The sequence below is a fragment of the Streptococcus sp. LMAG:39 genome (genome assembly GCF_008680485.1).
GTDB classification, from domain to species: domain Bacteria; phylum Bacillota; class Bacilli; order Lactobacillales; family Streptococcaceae; genus Streptococcus; species Streptococcus pasteurianus.
Genome location: NZ_NALE01000001.1, coordinates 1,759,977 through 1,778,875, shown reverse-complemented (window position 1 = coordinate 1,778,875; position 18,899 = coordinate 1,759,977). Strand labels below are relative to the sequence as shown.

Here is an 18,899-nt window from a genome sequence, read left to right as displayed (position 1 = left end):
CTGACACCTAATCCAGATAATTTTTCAAGATTTCTTTTTCGGTAGACGTCAACTCACGATATTGTCCGCTTGGTAAATCGCCCAGTTGAAATTCTCCAAATGTTAGTCGTTTCAAATAGGTTACTTTTACACCGTAGGCTAAAAACATTTTTTTAATCTGATGAAATTTTCCTTCAGAAATCGTGACATAAGCAGAGCTTTTTTCTGTACTTGCCGTGATAAGCTCAAGCTTAGCAGACTTACAAATCGTTCCATCATCAAAGGATACTCCATTTTCAAAAAATGCTGGCGCATCATCAGCTAAAAACGCATTAACCTCGACATAATAAGTCTTGGCAACGTGATATTTGGGATGTAACATTCGGTAACCTAGCGGACCGTTATTGGTAATGAGAAGCAAACCTTCGGTACTGCGGTCAAGTCGTCCGACTGGATAAAGCTGTGGAACACGGTCTGCTTCTTTGATTAAATCAATCACTGTCTGATGTTCTTTATCAGACACTGCTGAAACAACGCCAGCAGGTTTATTGAGAAGAAAATATTTCTCTGATGACTGTTTGACTTGTTTTCCTGATACTGTGATTTTTTGCAGACTGGTCTCAACGTTGAGATTATCCGCTTCAGCCAAACGACCGTCCACATACACTTGGCGACTGCGAATTAATTTTTTAACCTGATTTCGCGACCCAAAACCAGCCTGACCTAATAATTTGTCTAAACGCATGGTTCTATTTTACCATGTTATCAATAATTTTTAGACAGCAAAAGTCTGAGTGTCAAAACCCAGACTTCATGTTTATTAGTTTAATTGACTTGCTGCGGCTTCATCTACAATCACGACAACATTAGGGTGATTTTGAAGGACACTCGCTGGCAATTCTTCAGTGACAGGTCCATTAATCATTTGATTGATAGCGTCAGCTTTACCTTCGCCGTAAGCCATTAAAACAACCACCTTAGAAGCCATGATTGATTTGATACCCATTGAAATGGCTTGTTTTGGCACATCATCCATGCTGGCAAAGAAACGGCTATTTGCTTCAATGGTGTCTTTTGCCAAATCAACAATGTGTGTTGTCACGTCAAATGGTGTCCCAGGTTCATTAAAACCAATATGACCATTGCGCCCAATTCCCAAAATTTGAAAATCAATACCGTGTTCAGCAATCACTTGGTCATAACGACGTGTTTCTGCTTGCAAATCTTCTGCCAAGCCGTTAGGAAGAAAACTTTCTTTAAATGGTTTGTATTGGAAAAGATTTTCTTGCATAAAATGACGATAACTTTGCTCGTTGTCAGCTGCCAAACCAACGTATTCATCCAGATTAATGCTAGTCATATCTGAGAAATCAAGATTGCTCTTTCTAATTTCTTCATAGAAACTAAGCGGTGTGCTACCTGTCGCAAGTCCCAATGTTTTAGCTCCCTTAGCCATTTCATCTTTCAAAAGAGAAAATGCCACTTGACCACCTTCAACTTGATTATTAACACGAATTATTTTCATTTTTAAATCCTCCAACATCTTCTGTTTTGGTATAGACCTCTTATCTATTTTTATTATATGGTATATACCAATCTTTGTCAAGGGAATTGTTTAAAAAAATCCACTCATTATTAATGAGTGAATTTTGCTAGCGTGTTCCTGCTAATTTTCCGAGACCTTCGCCGACATAATAGGCAAAAAGCGCAGCGATTAAGCCAATAAGTAGGGTTCTAAAAATTTCTTTTTTCTTACTGCTACCTGTAATGATTGCTTTCACCAAGCCAAGTAAGGCTAAGGCAAGTGATACCAAGACACAAGCAATCAGAAATGTGTGTATTTTAAAGAGACTAAAAACATTAATCAAAAGATATGACAGTAAAGGAATTAAGCCGAAAGTGATAAATGACATAAAGGTTGCTCCTGCATTTTTTACAGCTTTTGCTTTAACCGCAGATTCTTCTGTCGTAGAGCTTAAATAATCACCAACTGCCATCGAAAATCCGTCTGCTAAAAGATTTGAAAATCCTAAAATAAGAATCGGTTTAATCCCCAAATTACCACCGACAGCTCCTGCTACCACAGCAAACGTTGTGACAATGCCATCCATACCACCGTAAACAATTGACTTTGCATAATCCCTAATTGTCATATCCGTTACCTTCCATTAGTGAGTAATGAGTTAATTTTAATTAGAATCATTCTAAATAACTTCATCTTTATTATATCATCTCTTTAAAACGATTACAATTATCCTCGATCAGATGACGAGAAATAGTTCTCGTGTTATAATGTAAAGTTGAGAATATAAATATTAAGGATTTACTATGAATACCAATGATTTTGATTTTAATTTACCAGAGGAATTGATTGCCCAAACTCCTCTTGAAAAACGAGATAGTTCAAAACTTTTGGTCATTGACCACAAGACACATGAAATGGTTGATGCTCATTTTGACCATATTTTAGATGAATTAAACCCTGGGGATGCGCTTGTTATGAACAATACGCGTGTGCTTCCTGCCCGTCTTTACGGTGAAAAACCAGACACACACGGTCATGTGGAATTACTTCTTTTGAAAAATACACAAGGTGACCAATGGGAAGTTCTTGCCAAACCCGCAAAACGTTTGCGTGTCGGAGTTAAGGTATCATTTGGTGACGGACGTTTAACAGCTACTGTGGTTGAAGAATTAGACCACGGCGGACGTGTCGTTGAATTTGCTTATGACGGTATCTTTCTTGAAGTTTTGGAAAGCCTTGGTGAAATGCCATTGCCACCTTACATTCATGAAAAATTAGATGACCCAGACCGTTACCAAACCGTTTATGCTAAAGAAAATGGTTCTGCTGCCGCTCCTACTGCTGGGCTTCATTTTACTCAAGATTTGCTTGCCAAAATCGAGGCAAAAGGTGTTAAACTTGTCTATCTGACCCTTCATGTTGGGCTAGGAACTTTCCGCCCAGTATCTGTCGATAATATCGAAGAGCACGAAATGCACTCTGAATTTTACACGCTATCTGAAGAAGCTGCCCAAACGCTTCGTGACGTGAAAGCTGCTGGCGGACGTGTCGTTGCTGTCGGAACAACATCTATCCGCACACTTGAAACTATCGGTTCAAAATTCAACGGCGACATCAAAGCTGACAGCGGCTGGACGAATATCTTCATCAAACCTGGTTATGAATTTAAAGTGGTTGATGCTTTTTCAACGAACTTCCACTTGCCAAAATCAACACTTGTCATGCTAGTATCTGCCTTTGCAGGACGTGAATTTGTCCTTGATGCTTACCAACACGCCATTGACGAGCACTACCGCTTCTTTAGTTTCGGCGACGCCATGTTTGTGAAATGATCTAAAAAAGAACGGAAATTTTCCGTTCTTTTTATTCTGCCATATTGGTATAAACGTCTTGGACGTCATCGTCGTCTTCGAGTTTATCAACGAGTGTCTCCAAAATGTCTGCTTGTTCGTCATCAAGGCTAACGTAATTTTGTGGAATCATACTAAGTTGTGCTTGGGCGAATTCCAAATTTTGTACTTGCAAAGCTTCTTTGACAGCTGGAAATTCTTTTGCTTCGGTAAAAATTTCAAAGGCGTCATCTGATGTTTTCAAATCTTCCGCACCAGCATCCAAAATCACTTCAAGCATGGCATCTTCGTCCAAGTCCAAATTATCGCGGTCAATGACAATGTAACCTTTTCGGTCAAACATATAAGCAACAGAACCTGTTGAGCCCATGTTACCACCGTTACGCGTGAAAATGGTATGCATATTCGCATCTGTACGTTTTTTATTGTCAGTAAGAGTATGAACAAGGATAGCGATGCCACCAGGTCCATATCCTTCATAAGTGACTTCATCATAGTTTGTTGTATCGCCAACATCTGTCGCTTTTTTAATCGCACGATTGATATTGTCTTTTGGCATATTAGCCGCACGCGCTTTATCCAAAACTATACGAAGGCTGGCATTCATTGACGGGTCACCGCCACCTGCTTTAGCAGCTACAAAAATCTCACGTGACAATTTATTGAAAATCGCACCACGTTTAGCATCTGCTTCACCTTTTTTATTTTTAATTTTGCTCCATTTATTATGTCCTGACATGCAAAATTCCCCCACTCCTTGCTATTATATCACATTACACCACAAAAAAGCAGAACACCACCGAGTTTTCTCGGATTAACGTCCCGCTTGATAAAAAATCTATAAATTAAAGAATCGTATTAATTAAAGGATTTTTGATACGTTGAAGTCACTTTGTTGCTTTTGAGTAAAGCTCAGCAACTTTTTCCCAATTAATTACATCAAAGAAAGCTTTGATGTAATCTGGGCGAACGTTACGATACTTGAGATAGTAAGCGTGTTCCCAAACGTCAAGTGCCAAAATTGGTGCTTTTCCTTGTGAAATTGGTGTGTCTTGATTAGCTGTCGAGAGCACTTCAAGTTTGCCATTTTCATTCACCACAAGCCAAGCCCAACCTGACCCAAAGCGAGTTGTCGCAGCTTGCGTGAAAGCAGCTTTGAATTCGTCAAATGAGCCAAAAGCTTCCTCAATTGCAGCCAACACTTGTGTTGTTGGTTCTTGTTTTTCAGGTGATAATAATTCCCAGAAAAGGGCGTGGTTCAAATGCCCACCACCATTATTAATCACCGCTTGACGGATATCTGTTGGAATACTATCAACATCTGCCAACAAAGCTTCCAAATCATCTCCAATTTCTGGATGCTTTTCAAGCGCCGCATTTACATTTGCCACATAAGTAGCATGATGTTTATCATGGTGAATTGTCATTGTTTCTGTATCAATATAAGGCTCAAGAGCGTCATATGCATAAGGTAGTTTTGGTAAAATAATAGCCATGCTAATTACCTCTTTCATTTTTGTACCTTTATTTTATAGGAAAATAGCAGAGCTAGCAAATTATTTGACCGCTTTTTTCAAGGCATGATTAGTGATGTTCGTGAGCGATTTTTAAGATAGCAATATCAAATAAATAAGCCTTGTCATATGTCCCAGTTTTAATGGCATAATCCGTTTCAATCAACACCGCCAAAGCTTTTTTCAAGAACGGCATTGAAAGCGTACGAGAGTCACGCAAAGCAAACTTAACTTGATAAGGATTGACACGACGTCCAAGATAATCTGACAGCGCCGTTACAGTTTGTTGTTCATTTTTACCTTGACTGGCTAAAATGCTGACTTGCAAGAACATGCGAAACTGCCCTAACATAATCGCAATCAATTTGATTTCATCCTCACCTTGCAAACGCAAATCACGAATCAGCTCGCGTGCCTCATCGATTTTGCCATTCAAAACAAACTGCGTCAAGTCGAAAATATTATCCTGAAGCGTTTTTGGAATGGCTTGATTAATATCATCTGCCGTGATATGACCATCTTTTTTATAAGATTTCAAAAAAGCAATGTTTTTCAAAATCTCACTGAAATCATAATTGGATTTCAAAAGCAAAGCCTCAAAAACACCTGAATCAAAGGTCAGATTTTCTTTGTGAGCCAATTTTCGGAAATACGTTTTTAGCTCTGCTTCTTTTAATTCACTTGCTTCAAAAATCTGTGCATCACGTTTAAGAATTTTCACCAAGCGACGTTTGCCGTCTAATTTCCCTGGCGCAAAAATAATCAAGCGCGTCGTGTCCAAGGGATTTTCCAAATATACCTCAAAACGTTTGAGTGCCTTATCATCCAAACAAGACCTCTTAGCTGTCGTGATGTCGAGTAAATTATCAAAAATAACCACCTTTTGGTCAGCAAAAAATGGCAGACTTTCAAGGTCCATTTCCGCATCTTGATAATCAACCTCAGCCATATCAAAATAAGAATAAGTCAAGTCATCCTTATCATAACCAACACGTGCCATCATACGTTCTTTCAGCTGAGAAAATTGTCCCAAATCCTCACCCGTCACCACCGTAATTAAACTAAGATTTTCTTTTCGTAATTTATCAATTTCTTCGATTGCAATCATAGAAATATTATAACAAAAAACCATGAGAAAAACTCATGGTTTTAAACTGAAGAAAAAGTCTTTTCAATTCCCCCTACCTCACTGTTTCGATTTTCCAGTGATTTAGTCCTCTAAAGCGGATAGCGCCTTGCTCGTCTGTGCGGTAAATGGTCATGTTTTGTACTCGGAAGCGTTCAAGCGTTTCTTGGTGAGGATGTTTGTATCGGTTATTTTGCCCTGCGGAAATCAAAGCAATTTGCGGTGAAATGTGAGCGAGAAATTCTGAACTTGATGATCCTTTTGAGCCATGATGCCCTGCTTTTAAGACATCAACCGGCAGATTGGGATAAGTTGCTATCAACTCTTGCTCGCCTTCTTCTTCCAAATCTCCTGTAAACAAGAAATTCTTACCCAAAAGATTCCCATAAAGCACCACCGAGTCATTGTTACCACCATCACCAGTCTGGCTCGGATAAAGCACTTGCAGGTGACTTCCCATAATCGGCAAAACATCACCAGCTGTTACCACGCGCACCTTGGTTTTCATGGCTTGTAATTTCGCCACAAAATCTGGCTTTGTCAAACTTCCCTGACTAACCAGAATTTCATCAATTTTCACCTGCTTTACCACCTCTAGCATATCTCCCATGTGGTCAGTATCCGTGTGCGTCAGAACTAACTGGTCAATTTTTCCAACGCCGCGACTGTTGAGATAAGGAATCAACGTTCGCTCCGCATTGCTATCCGTCAGCCGCTCCTGCCACGCGTTCTTCTCACTAAAACTCACCTTTCCGCCCACATCAATTAGCAGCGTATTCCCCTTAACATCACGCACAAAAATACTATCTCCCTGCCCAATATCAACCACCGTCACCTCGTTTTCTAGCGGATGCTTGATTTGAAAAAATAGCAGAGCTACTAAGCTGACAAGAAAAATTGCCGTTTTCTTTCGTCGCCAGCAATCATAAAGCACGCCCAACATTAAAAATAGTAGCACCAAGATACCAAGATTTGGTTTACCAAAAACAATCGGACCGCCCAAAATTGCCTTAGTGTGCTTGATAACAGTTTCCAAGAAAACAAAACAACCATTAAAACAAGTCAGTTTAACCAAGGGCGATAAAATAAAAATGATTGATAGCATTGGCAACATAATAGTGTCAAATGCCACAGAAAAAATTGCGGTCAATAAGACAGATAACGGTTGAAACACAGCAAAAAAATGAATTAACAAGGGCAAACTGGCTAATGAAATCGTCAAACTTTCCGCAATAATTTTCTGATAGCGACTAATGTCATCAAAGTTAATAAAATTGAGAATAAAAGCGTAAGTAAACGAAAGAATGCCTCCCATCGTCAGCAGAAAATTTGGCATAACTATAAAAAGAACAAACAAAGTTAAAGCCAAGTTATCTAATTTTTTAATACCAAGATTTGCAAAAGCAGATTGAATTAAACTCCGAATTACCGAAACAGAAAAGCCAGTCAGCCCCGCATAGACGAGTGAAAATGGGATTTGTAGTATGTCCACATAATCTCGGCGTAACCCAAGACGTAGAAAGAAAAAGCGGAATGCCCCCACAAAAAAGCCAACCTGCATGCCTGAAAGAGCAAAGAGGTGAATAATTCCTAAACTCGTGTAAACCTCACTCATCTCATCAAACGATTTATCCAGATAGCCAAACAAAAGCCCAGTCATATAATGTTGCATAGGAGCAGGAAAATGCTGCTGAATACTAACAATAGCCTTTCGTCGAACATCATGTAGCTTATCCCACAAAGTCGTCTTATGAACAAGTTCAACATTGTTAATCGCCGACAAATTTACCACACGATAAATACCTTCATGTTTAAGGTAAGTACGATAATCAAAACCACCAAAATTCCGCTGGGGCGTTGCTTCTTCCAAGTCCATATCACCAGATAAAACAACCGTTTGATTTAATGTTTTAAAAAAATGCTGTTCTTTCTCCGATTTCAAGGAATAAAAAATCTGATAAGTCCGCCCAGCTTCCTTACCTCGAAAGGACAGCAAATCCCCATTGACCGAAATCGTGTCAGGAATCATCTGGATTTTTGTTAAATGATCTGGTGCTGCTTGATAAGCCTGCTCTGTCTGATTAGCCTTAGTCAGAAAAAATACCGCAAAACAGGTTAAACACAAGCAAACTTGACACCAAGCCTTCCAACCATACTGTTGCCATAAAAACACCAAGGCTAGCAAGAGAAACATCAAACACCCAACCACTTTTGAAAAGCAAAAATAATAGAGCAAAATGAGCAAAAAAGCCAATTGAATTGGCTTAATGGGAAAATATTTAATCAACGGTCACCTCAGATTTTAGCTTTTCTAGTATTTTTTCTCCGATACCAGACACATTCGCTAAGTCATCAACTGATGAAAAACCACCATTAGCATCACGGTAGTCAATAATATCTTGGGCACGTTTGGCGCCAATGCCAGAAATCGTCTGGAGTTCCGCCAAAGTTGCGGTATTAAGGTTGATTTTATCTGAACTTTCTTCCTGTTGAGCGCTGCCATTTGCTTGTGAATTAGTCGTTGCAGGAGCAACATTTTCATCAACTCTTGCCACATAAATCACCGATTCATCGGTTACTTTTTCAGCCAGATTCACCGACTTCTTATCAGCATCTTCTGTAAAACCACCTGCTAATTTGACCACATCTGTCACACGGCTACCGTTTGAAAGCTCATAAACCCCCTCATTTTTCACAGCACCTTTGATATCTACAAACATTTTTTGAGTCTCAGTTTGCGAACTTGAACGTTCTGTTTTTAAATCACTTGCGCTACTACTTGTCGAAAAAGTCGTGCTTAGGGCAGGTAGGTCATTTTGCGCATCCGCTGTTGTTTTTGTCACATTTAACCAAGCAAAAAATCCGATTATCATGACAAGTATTATCCCCAATACCGCTGCCAACGTTTTGTTCTCCAAAAGTTTTTCTTTTATTTCTTCAATCATCTCACTACCTCACTTTTGACATAAAAAATAGACTCATACAAGCCTTTACTTATTTATTCGAAAAAGCCCAGCAAAATCGCTGAGCTTTTGGTTCTTATTTCATTTTACGGTGCTTATCTGGATCCCAAACAAAGCTTGCAATGTAGCTAAAGAGCAATGTCAACAGAACAACGATAATCGCCACAAGTCCAAGAGGAATACGGTAAATGTAAGTTAATGGATTTGGTTTTTTGTTGGTATGATAAGTCGCATTTTCAGCATCCAAGCGATCAAATTCTGTTTGAATACGGTTTGCCACTTCTTCAATCCCTTCATCATTCATGCGTTTGATATCAGAAATGTCAACTGGATTACCAAAGTTCATATCCACACGTTCTCCAGTCAAAAGCCCTTTTAATTCCATTGGTCCTGCATAAACGACTGGCATAATCTTAACCTTCGCCATTTTAGCAATAACAGCAACCCCACCTTTAACATCGGTTGAATGACGGCTACCACTTGGAAACATCACAAGTGAACGATTGCTTTTCTTCAACATGTTAATAGGGTATTTAAGAGCTTTTTGCCCTGGATTTTCACGGTCAATCGGAAAGGCACCACACATACGAATCCACCAACCAAAGATACGGTGCGTAAATAATTCTTTCTTCGCCATGAAAATAAATTCTTTCGGACGAGCAGCAAATGCCATATAAACTGGATCCCACCAAGTACGGTGCGGTGCAACCAAGATATAGTTCTCATCCTTGCTTAAAATTTTGTCCTCATTATGATAGTGAGCATTTCCATTGATAATCCAAAGTAGGAAAACCACTAATCCTCGTAAATAAGTATAAAACACAGATTTACTCCTTTTTCTTCAAACATTCTTTAACATTGTACCATGCTTGAGCCGAAAAATCATTACCTAACTAGTGAGAAAAATTAAAATTTGCTATAATAAATATCATGATTAAATCAATTTTAAAAGCTGGCGAACGTATTGACCAGCTCTTTTCGACAGATGTCAAAATTATTCAAAATAAAGACGTGTTCAGTTATTCTATCGATAGTGTCTTGCTGTCACGTTTTCCAAAAATCCCTTCACGTGGCTTGATTGTTGACCTTTGTTCTGGAAATGGTGCCGTAGGACTTTTTGCCAGCACGCGCACCAAAGCACCAATTATCGAGGTAGAATTGCAAGAACGTTTGGCAAATATGGCAGAGCGTTCAATCCAGCTCAATCAATTAGAAAACCAAGTTCAGATGATTAATGACGATTTGAAAAATCTGCTCAAGCATGTGCCACGTTCTGGTGTTGATTTGATTCTGTGTAATCCACCTTATTTCAAGGTTTCAGAAACGTCAAAGAAAAATCTTTCTGAACACTACCTTCTTGCTAGACATGAAATTGCTACCAATTTAGAAGAAATTTGTGAGGTAGCCAGGCACGCGCTCAAATCAAATGGACGACTAGCTATGGTACATCGACCAGACCGTTTCTTAGACATCATTGATACCATGAGACAATACAATCTAGCGCCAAAACGTATCCAATTTGTTTATCCTAAAATAGGTAAAGATGCTAATATGCTCTTGATTGAAGCGATTAAAGACGGCTCTACTGACGGACTAAAAATTCTCCCACCACTCTTTGTTCACAAAGAAAACGGTGACTATACGGACGATATTTTTGAAATTTATTATGGAAAAAACGGAAGAAAAAACTAACAAAGCTTATATGTATGTTGTCGAATGTGCTGATGGCACACTCTACACAGGCTACACAACCAATGTTGAAAAGCGTATCAAAACACATAATAGCGGCAAAGGTGCAAAGTACACTAGAAGTCGCCTACCAGTCAAACTCATCTACCAAAAAAGCTTTGACAGCAAAGAAGCCGCCATGTCCGCCGAAAGCTACTTCAAACAAAAAACACGACAACAAAAGCTAGCATATATAGAAGAACACACTTCCATTTTCTGAAGTGTGTTCTTCTATCTCATTCGCTAATGTAATAATTGATAGAGAGCGCCTAATAAATTCGCATCATTACCGAAACTAGTTTTAACAATATTAGGGCGTGTTAAAACACTTTTAGTTCCTGAAAGGTCTTGTGAGCTGATCCCACCTCCAATAGCAAAAGTATGTAAATCTAAGGTAGCATGCACATTCAAAATAATAGTCGCAATGGTTTACAATAGTCTTCAAAAGTAGCTACTGCTTCTGTTTTTTTGATTGAACAGCTTTAAAAGCTATTAAGCCGTCTTTAATATCTGAATTTCCAATTATCTGATTGATTTTTTCAATCATTCCCACAGCAGACTCTAGATAGCCACTCATCTTGTCAAAACTTTGATTAGCAGGATTTAGAAGTATAAAACTTAACTCACCTGCTTGAAAATGTACACCACTGCGTAATTTCCCATTCAAAACGAGACCGCCACCAACACCAGTTCCTAAAATAATGGTTGCACCATCTGATACACCTTTCAAACTCCCCTGCCAGACCTTTGCTAAGGCTGCTGCCTTACCATCATTAAGCACCGTAGCTGGTAAATCATAATTTTCTTTAATACGCTCTTTAATATGAACATCATCCAAACAAGTCAGGACACCACCCAAATAAATGATACCATTATCAATATCTACACGGTCCGGAGCACTAAACGCCACTCTTTGAATCTGGCTACGATAAGTCAAGATAATGTCATCAATTGCTGACCAAAAATCATCTAAATCCTTAGGAGACATCACATGATTTTTCTCTAAAATCTCCTCGGAAGCACTCATCAAAGCATATTTTATATGAGTACCAGCAATATCAAAACTTAAATAACATGTCATTTCCTCACTGCTCATCTCTTAACTGACGAGCTGTCTTTCCAAAATTTGTTTCCAAGGCGCGGTTCATTGACCGTAAGCCGCTAAAACCATGTTTTAAAGCAATATCTGTCAGACAATCCTTGGTTTCAATCAAACTATCACGTGCTTTTTGAGCACGAATAGTTGCTAGGTATTGCCCTAAGGTTACCCCCAAGTGAGCTTTGAAAAAGCGTGCCATATAGGAGCGAGACAGATGACAATGTTCTGCCAATTCTTCCAAACCAATGGTCTCCTGATAATTTTTCTGCAAAAAAGAATCAATCTCCTTGATACGCTCAGCAATTTGAAGGCGATTATCCTTATGAACATCAGCCACAGTATCAACCAAAAAAGAAGTCACTAAAATATCCAAAACCTGTAAAATACCTAAATTTAATTTCAGATTTTTCTGTGGACTATCTGCCTGAAAATCTCTTATAATCATCTCTAAGATATCTTGGAGATGATTATAAGCCTGCTTTTGCTGCGTTGAAAAAGTCTCTGGATGATTGATATCAAACTGACAGTGACTAATATCTTCATATTGACCAACCAAAAATGGATAAGGATAGGTAATCGTCAGAGCCAACTCAGGCTCTTCCTTATAATTCAAAACACGAATGCTGTGAATATCCTGAGTATTAACCACTAAAATTTGACCTGATTGGGTTTGAAAATTTTCACCTGCAATGTAAAAATGATCAATGGATCCTTTTGAGGTATAGCTTAATTCAACAGCCCTATGCCAATGCGGCTCAATATAGGCAGGCGACTGCTCATTGTGAACATATAAAAATGACAATAAGCCTTGATTAGGGTTGACCACTTCATGCTGACACGTTTCCAAGAAAGACCTCCTGATAGGAAAGAAACTCGCTTTCCAACGAGTTCTTCTCTGATATTATTTGTGTATATTATGCACTCTGACATAATGCACAAGCGCATAAATTGTTATAAGTGCAAAGCCAATAGCTGAAACCAATAAGGTGTTGCTCGCTTCAGAACCAAAGAAAGCCGATAGAGCTCCCATAACCGTAGGAGAGACAAAACAACCAACATTCACCATAACTAGAACAAGTGTTGTTGCTAAGTTAACAGAATTTTGAGGTGCTGCCCAACCAAGCCAGTTGTACATATATGGTACCGCAAATCCAAAACCAATACCAGTAATAACCATAGATAACAGTAAAATAACTAAATTTTGTGAAAATGCTGTCAGCAGAAAACCTAAAGTGACTAGAAAAAAACCAAGTGGAAAAATTTTATCACGCAATTTTTTAAAGAAGAAACCAAAGGTAACCCCAATAGGGATACCCACCAATGTCGAAAAGCCTGCTACCATAGCTGCTGTCGAAGTAGTACCGATACCATTTTCTACAATCATAGTTGGTAATTTATAGCTCATCGGTAAATACAGCATGAAAATAAAGAACATCAAAATAGCGATAAGAATGACTTTACCATTGATTGATTGCTTTTGCTTATTTCCATTTTGATTACCAAATTGAGTAGTTTCTCTTTTCAATGGCACAAATAGCGTAAATAAAATAAGAGATGGGATAACCAGAAAATAAATAACAAAGGCTGCATGCCAACTAATCGTAACCAAATAACTGACTAAAAAAGAAGATACCGCCGCACCAATACTGCTCATAACATTTTGGAAACCAAGCATAGAGGCGCGTTCTTCCTCATCATCAACATAAAATTGAGGAATCAAACTGACTGCTAGAGAGTTAAAAAGTCCAATTCCTGCTCCGAGTAGAAAACGCGAAATCAAAATTGGCGTAAAAGCCACAGCATACATTGGAAACGTTCCAGCTAACAAGGTAATAACCAAACCAATCAATATAGTCAATTTTTGTCCAAGAGCACGTATCAAAAACGGACTGACAAACAAACCAACCATAATTCCAAAATTTGGAATAGTAGATAGTGTCTCAACACCACTTTGACTGACACCGGGAAAAGCATTATACATAAGTGGTAAAGCTGCTGAAATCTGGGGTGCAATCATTAAAAAGAGAGAAATAGAGAGCAGAGAGATTTTAAAAGATAGTTTATCTTTTACTGGTTTCATAACGAAATCCTCCTAGAGTATAAAATATGACTGGTTTAACAGATTTGTAACGTAACTTCTGCTAAGCTTTTCTTACTTTTTATTATAACGAGTTAACAGAGTTTACAAAATAACAAGAGTTCCCAGAAAAAGGCGTCTAGTAACCTTTTTCTATATCATAAATAGGTTACTAGACGCCTTTTTTTAGATAAGATAGTGCTAGAATTTTACTCATTTTTAACCTAAAATCGTAGTGTCTTAAAAATAGATTTAGAAACGAGGTCTTACAAAATGACGATCAAACAAGAGGTTTTAGAAGCTGCGAAAACATTAAGTGCACTTTTTAAAGAAGGTGATGATAAACGTGACGCCGGACTGCCACATGATATTCCTGAGGTTGAACGTTTTGACAACATCGCCTATGGTCCTAAAGAAAAATGGAATCTCCTAGATATTTACCTTCCTAAAAAACGTATAGACAAGGTTCCTACTATCATTAATATCCACGGTGGGGGATGGGTCTATGGTACCAAGGAAACCTATCAATTTTTTGGACTTAGCTTAGCTAAAGAAGGTTTTGCTTTTGTTAATTTTAACTACCAACTAGCACCTGAAGTCGAATTTCCTGGAGAACTCGATGATGTCAACCGTGCTGTACACTGGGTTGCTAGCCACGGTAGCGATTATGATATAGATTTAAATAATATTTTCATCATCGGTGACAGTGCTGGCGGACAAATGGCGGTGCAGTATTTGACTATCCTCACCAATAATGACTACCGTCAAAAATTTGGCTACGACAAACCTAACATGTCAGTGCGTGCAGCTGCTATTAACTGCGGAGCTTCTTTCCTCAACCTTCCTGGTACTATTGAAGGTGCCCCAAAGGCTTACTTTACCGATACTGTTTTAGAAAATAAAATGGATATGCTGCTAACCGAAAAATATATCACACCAGCCATACCACCTTTATTCCTCACAACCGCTAATCAAGATTTTATTCGTGATTGTACTGTCAGACTAGATGGTTTCCTGCGTGCTAAGCATATTGAACACGAATTTCGTACCTATGGAACCCCTGAAGAACCAAAAGGACACGTTTTTAATTACAATATTAAAGATCCTATTGCTACTGCTTGTAACTTGGAAATATTAGCATTTTTCAAACAGTACATTGCTTAATATCAATTACCTCTGCTAGAATAGCGGAGGTTTTTTACCTGTATTCAAAAACACACCCTGTCATCACAGAGTGTGTTTTATGATTATCTTTCCCCTTTATTACGGATAACAAATCCTGTTTTCTTTTCGCTTGATGTGCGATGTGGGCGTTTGTTATCTTTGTTTTGGAAATCACGTTTGTTCTTAGATGACGTACGTTTGAAATCACGATAGCTGTTATTATCTCGGTCATCACGTTTTCTGTCTGAACGTCCACCACGGCGATTATCACGACCGCGACCATTGCCACGACCACCCTTGCGGTTATTAAAGCCACCACCTGATGGTTTAAATGGTAATGGTTTTTCACGAGCAATTTCCACTTTTGGAAGCGTATCTGGATCTTTAACGGTCAAGTTCAAGATGTACAATGCTAATTCTTCTGGTGTAAATTCTGCTGCCAATTTAACGGCATCACCTTTGAATTTGTCAAAGTTTGCACGAATCGCTTCATCCGCAAAATCACGTTCAATTTTCTTAAGCGCAACTTTTTTCTTCGCTTTAAAGGCTTCATCAGCAGTCGCTGGTTTCAAGCCTTTCATGCGTTTTTTCGTCAATTTTTCAATAATTGACAAATATCCCATTTCGTTTGGTGCCACGAAAGTGATTGATTGACCATGTTTCCCAGCACGTCCAGTACGTCCAATACGGTGAACATAGCTTTCTGGGTCTTGTGGAATATCGTAGTTATAAACATGTGTGACCCCTGAAATATCAAGACCACGTGCTGCAACGTCAGTCGCAACCAAGATGTCAATATTGTCATTCTTAAAATCACGAAGAACACGGAGACGTTTACCTTGGTCAAGGTCACCGTGAATACCTTCGGCACGATAGCCACGTAATTTCAATCCACGTGTCAATTCATCCACACGACGTTTTGTACGCCCAAAGACAATTGACAATTCAGGTTGGTCAACGTCCATAAGACGTGTCATTGTATCAAATTTATCTTGTTCTTTAACGCGAATATAGTATTGGTCAACAAGATCAGTAGTCAATTCTTTAGCAGCAACTTTAACGTGTTCAGGGTTTTGCATAAATTTCACCCCAATACGTTTGATAGCTTCTGGCATCGTCGCTGAGAAAAGAAGGGTTTGACGTGTTTCCGGAACACGACTAATAATGGCTTCAATATCTTCTAAGAATCCCATGTTAAGCATTTCATCTGCTTCATCAAGGATTAATGTTTCAACATGGTCAAGTTTCAAAGCTTTGCGTTTAATCAAGTCAAGCAAACGCCCTGGTGTTCCCACTACAATATGAGCTCCTGAACGAAGTGCCTTAATTTGTTTTTCAATGCTTGACCCACCGTAAACGGAACGGACTTTCACACCTTTTTCACGACCAAAACGAAACAATTCTTCTTGTCCTTGAACAGCCAATTCACGTGTTGGCGCAATAACCAAGGTTTGAACAACATTACGATTTGTATCAATTTTGTTCAAAGTTGGCAAGCCAAAGGCAGCTGTTTTCCCTGTTCCAGTTTGTGCTTGTCCGATAACATCCTTACCTTCCAAAGCCAAAGGAATCGTTAATTCTTGGATTGGAGATGGCTCAACAAAGCCTGCTTTTTCTACGGCAGCAAGGATATTTTCCGATAAGTTAAGTTCTGTAAATTTCAAATTTTTCTCTTTTCTAAAAGGCAGTGCGAAGCTGCCTTATTAAACTTTAATCGTTGTTTAACAACTTATCTAGTTTAACACATTCCAAGTTAAAAAGATAGGAAACAATTTCATTTATTAAAATAACACGTTTTCATAACTTCTATTGAAAGTTCTAAAATGAAATTAGTCACTTGAGTGTATCAAAAAACATCTCAGAGAGATATAATTGTAATCACCACAACGACAAGTCACATTTATTGAATACTGGATTAACAACTATTCCAAAAAAGTGCTTGATTATCACTCTCCTAGAGAGTTTTTACAAAATGGCTAATTTAGACTTGAAATTTGGTTTCACAACTTCTATCATTAGAATTTTCTGTAAAAGACTATTTTTCTTAGTCGTTTAAGGTTTCTTTAAGTCTTCTCTGATAAGATATGGATATCCTAAAACTTTTCTTTTTCATAATCTCAAAAAGATAGTCCTGATTCGTCGGGGCTGTTTTTGTTTTAACTCCTAAAAAGGTCTGAGCACGCAAGTTCAGACCTTTATTTATTTTTATCTTAGCATGAAGAACGACAAAAGAAGTTGAGCACTTTCTCAACTCCCTCTGTCTTTATTACATTTTTTCTTCTAGTTCAACATCTGGGTATTTATCCGCAAACCAGCGAAGCGCAAAGTCGTTTTCAAAAAGGAAAACAGGTTGGTCAAAGCGGTCTTTAGCCAAGATATTTCGACTTGATGACATGCGTTCATCAAGGTCTTCTGGTTTAATCCAACGAACAGTCTTTTTACCCATTGGTGTCATTACCACTTCGGCATTGTATTCATTTTCCATACGGTGTTTGAACACTTCAAACTGCAATTGACCAACAGCACCAAGCATGTATTCGCCAGTTTGATAATTTTTATAAAGTTGGATAGCTCCTTCTTGCACCAATTGTTCAATTCCTTTGTGGAATGATTTTTGTTTCATGACGTTTTTAGCAGCTACTTTCATGAACAACTCTGGTGTGAAGGTTGGTAACGGTTCAAATTCAAATTTATTTTTACCGACTGTCAACGTATCCCCAACTTGGTAAGTTCCTGTATCGTAAACCCCGATAATATCACCAGCAACGGCATTTTCAACATTCTCACGTGATTCTGCCATGAATTGTGTCACGTTTGACAATTTCACTGATTTTTTCGTACGTGCTAAATTCACGCTCATGCCACGTTCAAATTCACCTGAAACGATACGCACGAAAGCAATACGGTCACGGTGTCGTGGGTCCATATTTGCTTGGATTTTAAAGACAAATCCTGAAAAATCTTTATCGTAAGGGTCGATTTCATTACCTTCTGTTGTTTTATGTCCATGGGGTTCTGGCGCAAATTGTAAGAAAGTATCTAGGAAAGTTTGCACCCCAAAGTTTGTAAGGGCAGAACCGAAGAATACTGGTGTTAAATCACCAGACAAGATAGCTTCTTCTGAAAATTCATTTCCTGCTTCTTCTAACAATTCAACATCTTCCAAAACTTGTTGGTAGAATGGGTTGTTAGCAAATAATTCATCACCATCTTCAAGTGCTGCAAAACGTTCATCGCCTTTGTAAAGTTCCAAACGTTTGTTGTACAAATCGTAAAGCCCTTCAAATGATTTTCCCATCCCAATTGGCCAATTCATTGGATAACTTGCAATACCAAGCACTTCTTCCAATTCTTCCAAAAGGTCAAGTGGTTCACGACCATCACGGTCAAGCTTGTTGATAAAAGTAAATACTGGAATATTACGGTGTTTAACAACTTCAAACAGCTTTTTCGTTTGTGCTTCAATACCTTTGGCAGAATCGACAACCATAACCGCAGCATCTACCGCCATAAGAGTACGGTAAGTATCTTCAGAGAAGTCCTCGTGCCCTGGTGTATCAAGGATATTGACACGTTTTCCAGCATAATCAAATTGCATTACTGATGAAGTAACGGAGATACCACGTTGCTTTTCAATATCCATCCAGTCAGATTTAGCAAAGTTCCCTGTCTTTTTCCCTTTTACGGTACCAGCTTCACGGATTTCTCCACCAAAATAAAGTAATTGTTCTGTAATTGTCGTTTTACCAGCATCTGGGTGACTGATGATAGCAAACGTACGACGTTTTTTAATGTCATCTTGAATTGTCATTTTATTTCCTTATTAATCTTAATTATCTTCTTTATATAAACGTATCACCTAATCTTTAGTGAC

18 protein-coding genes are annotated in these 18,899 nt (G+C 38.4%); 4 read left to right on the top strand and 14 right to left on the bottom strand.

Features of this window, described 5'->3' with window-relative positions:
• Positions 1–7 precede the first annotated feature (7 nt).
• The 3 genes from CCC20_RS09210 to CCC20_RS09200 all read right to left on the bottom strand — a co-directional run bounded on the left by CCC20_RS09210 (position 8) and on the right by CCC20_RS09200 (position 2,132).
• The gene (locus tag CCC20_RS09210) at positions 8–724 is read right to left on the bottom strand and encodes a pseudouridine synthase (RefSeq protein WP_013851606.1); all 717 of its coding nucleotides are present in this window, start codon (positions 722–724) and stop codon (positions 8–10) included.
• 75 nt (positions 725–799) lie between these two features.
• Positions 800–1,504, bottom strand: a complete 705-nt coding sequence (gene nagB / locus CCC20_RS09205; protein WP_041972899.1) for a glucosamine-6-phosphate deaminase — start codon at positions 1,502–1,504, stop codon at positions 800–802.
• Positions 1,505–1,631: 127 nt separating this feature from the next.
• Positions 1,632–2,132 (bottom strand): VIT1/CCC1 transporter family protein, encoded by a 501-nt coding sequence (locus CCC20_RS09200; protein ID WP_003063844.1) that lies wholly within the window; start codon positions 2,130–2,132, stop codon positions 1,632–1,634.
• 175 nt (positions 2,133–2,307) lie between these two features.
• On the opposite strand from CCC20_RS09200, the gene queA reads away from it, so the two are divergent.
• Complete coding sequence (queA, locus tag CCC20_RS09195) at positions 2,308–3,336, top strand: tRNA preQ1(34) S-adenosylmethionine ribosyltransferase-isomerase QueA (protein ID WP_003063841.1); 1,029 nt, start codon at positions 2,308–2,310, stop codon at positions 3,334–3,336.
• A 31-nt stretch (positions 3,337–3,367) separates the two neighbouring features.
• Here queA and CCC20_RS09190 read toward each other — a convergent pair whose 3' ends face one another.
• The 6 genes from CCC20_RS09190 to CCC20_RS09165 all read right to left on the bottom strand — a co-directional run bounded on the left by CCC20_RS09190 (position 3,368) and on the right by CCC20_RS09165 (position 9,780).
• Positions 3,368–4,093: a YebC/PmpR family DNA-binding transcriptional regulator gene (locus CCC20_RS09190; protein WP_003063840.1), complete on the bottom strand. Its 726-nt coding sequence runs from the start codon at positions 4,091–4,093 to the stop codon at positions 3,368–3,370.
• A gap of 148 nt (positions 4,094–4,241) precedes the next feature.
• Positions 4,242–4,850, bottom strand: coding sequence for a superoxide dismutase SodA (sodA, locus tag CCC20_RS09185; protein ID WP_013851603.1), 609 nt, complete (start codon positions 4,848–4,850; stop codon positions 4,242–4,244).
• A gap of 88 nt (positions 4,851–4,938) precedes the next feature.
• Positions 4,939–5,976 carry a DNA polymerase III subunit delta gene (holA, locus tag CCC20_RS09180; RefSeq protein WP_003063837.1) on the bottom strand — a complete coding sequence of 346 codons (1,038 nt, stop codon included), beginning with the start codon at positions 5,974–5,976 and terminating at the stop codon, positions 4,939–4,941.
• A 73-nt stretch (positions 5,977–6,049) separates the two neighbouring features.
• Positions 6,050–8,281, bottom strand: a complete 2,232-nt coding sequence (locus tag CCC20_RS09175; RefSeq protein ID WP_048791497.1) for a DNA internalization-related competence protein ComEC/Rec2 — start codon at positions 8,279–8,281, stop codon at positions 6,050–6,052.
• On the bottom strand, positions 8,274–8,939 hold the full coding sequence (locus CCC20_RS09170) for a helix-hairpin-helix domain-containing protein (protein WP_048791496.1): 666 nt from the start codon (positions 8,937–8,939) through the stop codon (positions 8,274–8,276). The genes CCC20_RS09175 and CCC20_RS09170 overlap by 8 nt, the downstream gene beginning before the upstream one ends.
• A 94-nt stretch (positions 8,940–9,033) precedes the next feature.
• A complete protein-coding gene (locus CCC20_RS09165) occupies positions 9,034–9,780 on the bottom strand; it encodes a lysophospholipid acyltransferase family protein (RefSeq protein ID WP_003063827.1) in 747 nt (248 codons plus the stop codon).
• A gap of 107 nt (positions 9,781–9,887) precedes the next feature.
• Here CCC20_RS09165 and CCC20_RS09160 point away from each other — a divergent pair, with 107 nt between their 5' ends.
• Together CCC20_RS09160 and CCC20_RS09155 are read left to right on the top strand one after the other, a co-directional pair.
• Positions 9,888–10,649 (top strand): tRNA1(Val) (adenine(37)-N6)-methyltransferase, encoded by a 762-nt coding sequence (locus CCC20_RS09160; RefSeq protein WP_003063822.1) that lies wholly within the window; start codon positions 9,888–9,890, stop codon positions 10,647–10,649.
• Positions 10,624–10,905 (top strand): GIY-YIG nuclease family protein, encoded by a 282-nt coding sequence (locus CCC20_RS09155; protein ID WP_003063819.1) that lies wholly within the window; start codon positions 10,624–10,626, stop codon positions 10,903–10,905. Before CCC20_RS09160 ends, CCC20_RS09155 begins: the two co-directional genes overlap by 26 nt.
• A 231-nt stretch (positions 10,906–11,136) precedes the next feature.
• Here CCC20_RS09155 and CCC20_RS09150 read toward each other — a convergent pair whose 3' ends face one another.
• From CCC20_RS09150 to CCC20_RS09140, 3 genes are read right to left on the bottom strand one after another with little or no spacing between them, the layout of a single operon-like run.
• Positions 11,137–11,766, bottom strand: a complete 630-nt coding sequence (locus tag CCC20_RS09150; protein WP_048791504.1) for an ROK family protein — start codon at positions 11,764–11,766, stop codon at positions 11,137–11,139.
• Positions 11,767–11,770: 4 nt separating this feature from the next.
• Entirely contained in the window at positions 11,771–12,631 is an 861-nt protein-coding gene (locus CCC20_RS09145; RefSeq protein WP_048791495.1) for a helix-turn-helix transcriptional regulator, read from the bottom strand.
• 54 nt (positions 12,632–12,685) lie between these two features.
• A complete protein-coding gene (locus tag CCC20_RS09140; RefSeq protein WP_048791494.1) occupies positions 12,686–13,864 on the bottom strand; it encodes an MFS transporter in 1,179 nt (392 codons plus the stop codon).
• A gap of 270 nt (positions 13,865–14,134) precedes the next feature.
• On the opposite strand from CCC20_RS09140, the gene CCC20_RS09135 reads away from it, so the two are divergent.
• The gene (locus tag CCC20_RS09135) at positions 14,135–15,025 is read left to right on the top strand and encodes an alpha/beta hydrolase (protein ID WP_003063810.1); all 891 of its coding nucleotides are present in this window, start codon (positions 14,135–14,137) and stop codon (positions 15,023–15,025) included.
• An 83-nt stretch (positions 15,026–15,108) separates the two neighbouring features.
• Here the strand turns inward: CCC20_RS09135 and cshA are convergent, their stop codons facing one another.
• Both cshA and CCC20_RS09125 read right to left on the bottom strand, forming a co-directional pair.
• Positions 15,109–16,689: a degradosome RNA helicase CshA gene (gene cshA, locus CCC20_RS09130; protein ID WP_013851597.1), complete on the bottom strand. Its 1,581-nt coding sequence runs from the start codon at positions 16,687–16,689 to the stop codon at positions 15,109–15,111.
• 602 nt (positions 16,690–17,291) lie between these two features.
• Complete coding sequence (locus tag CCC20_RS09125; protein ID WP_003063805.1) at positions 17,292–18,836, bottom strand: peptide chain release factor 3; 1,545 nt, start codon at positions 18,834–18,836, stop codon at positions 17,292–17,294.
• Between the last annotated feature and the right edge of the window lie 63 nt (positions 18,837–18,899).

Bases quoted from the DNA above. Each gene is read 5' to 3' on its own strand.
- CCC20_RS09210 (WP_013851606.1), bottom strand. From the start codon at position 724: ATGCGTTTAGACAAATTATTAGGTCAGGCTGGTTTTGGGTCGCGAAAT.
- nagB (WP_041972899.1), bottom strand. From the start codon at position 1,504: ATGAAAATAATTCGTGTTAATAATCAAGTTGAAGGTGGTCAAGTGGCA.
- CCC20_RS09200 (WP_003063844.1), bottom strand. From the start codon at position 2,132: ATGACAATTAGGGATTATGCAAAGTCAATTGTTTACGGTGGTATGGAT.
- queA (WP_003063841.1), top strand. From the start codon at position 2,308: ATGAATACCAATGATTTTGATTTTAATTTACCAGAGGAATTGATTGCC.
- CCC20_RS09190 (WP_003063840.1), bottom strand. From the start codon at position 4,093: ATGTCAGGACATAATAAATGGAGCAAAATTAAAAATAAAAAAGGTGAA.
- sodA (WP_013851603.1), bottom strand. From the start codon at position 4,850: ATGGCTATTATTTTACCAAAACTACCTTATGCATATGACGCTCTTGAG.
- holA (WP_003063837.1), bottom strand. From the start codon at position 5,976: ATGATTGCAATCGAAGAAATTGATAAATTACGAAAAGAAAATCTTAGT.
- CCC20_RS09170 (WP_048791496.1), bottom strand. From the start codon at position 8,939: ATGATTGAAGAAATAAAAGAAAAACTTTTGGAGAACAAAACGTTGGCA.
- CCC20_RS09160 (WP_003063822.1), top strand. From the start codon at position 9,888: ATGATTAAATCAATTTTAAAAGCTGGCGAACGTATTGACCAGCTCTTT.
- CCC20_RS09155 (WP_003063819.1), top strand. From the start codon at position 10,624: ATGGAAAAAACGGAAGAAAAAACTAACAAAGCTTATATGTATGTTGTC.
- CCC20_RS09150 (WP_048791504.1), bottom strand. From the start codon at position 11,766: ATGACATGTTATTTAAGTTTTGATATTGCTGGTACTCATATAAAATAT.
- CCC20_RS09140 (WP_048791494.1), bottom strand. From the start codon at position 13,864: ATGAAACCAGTAAAAGATAAACTATCTTTTAAAATCTCTCTGCTCTCT.
- CCC20_RS09135 (WP_003063810.1), top strand. From the start codon at position 14,135: ATGACGATCAAACAAGAGGTTTTAGAAGCTGCGAAAACATTAAGTGCA.
- CCC20_RS09125 (WP_003063805.1), bottom strand. From the start codon at position 18,836: ATGACAATTCAAGATGACATTAAAAAACGTCGTACGTTTGCTATCATC.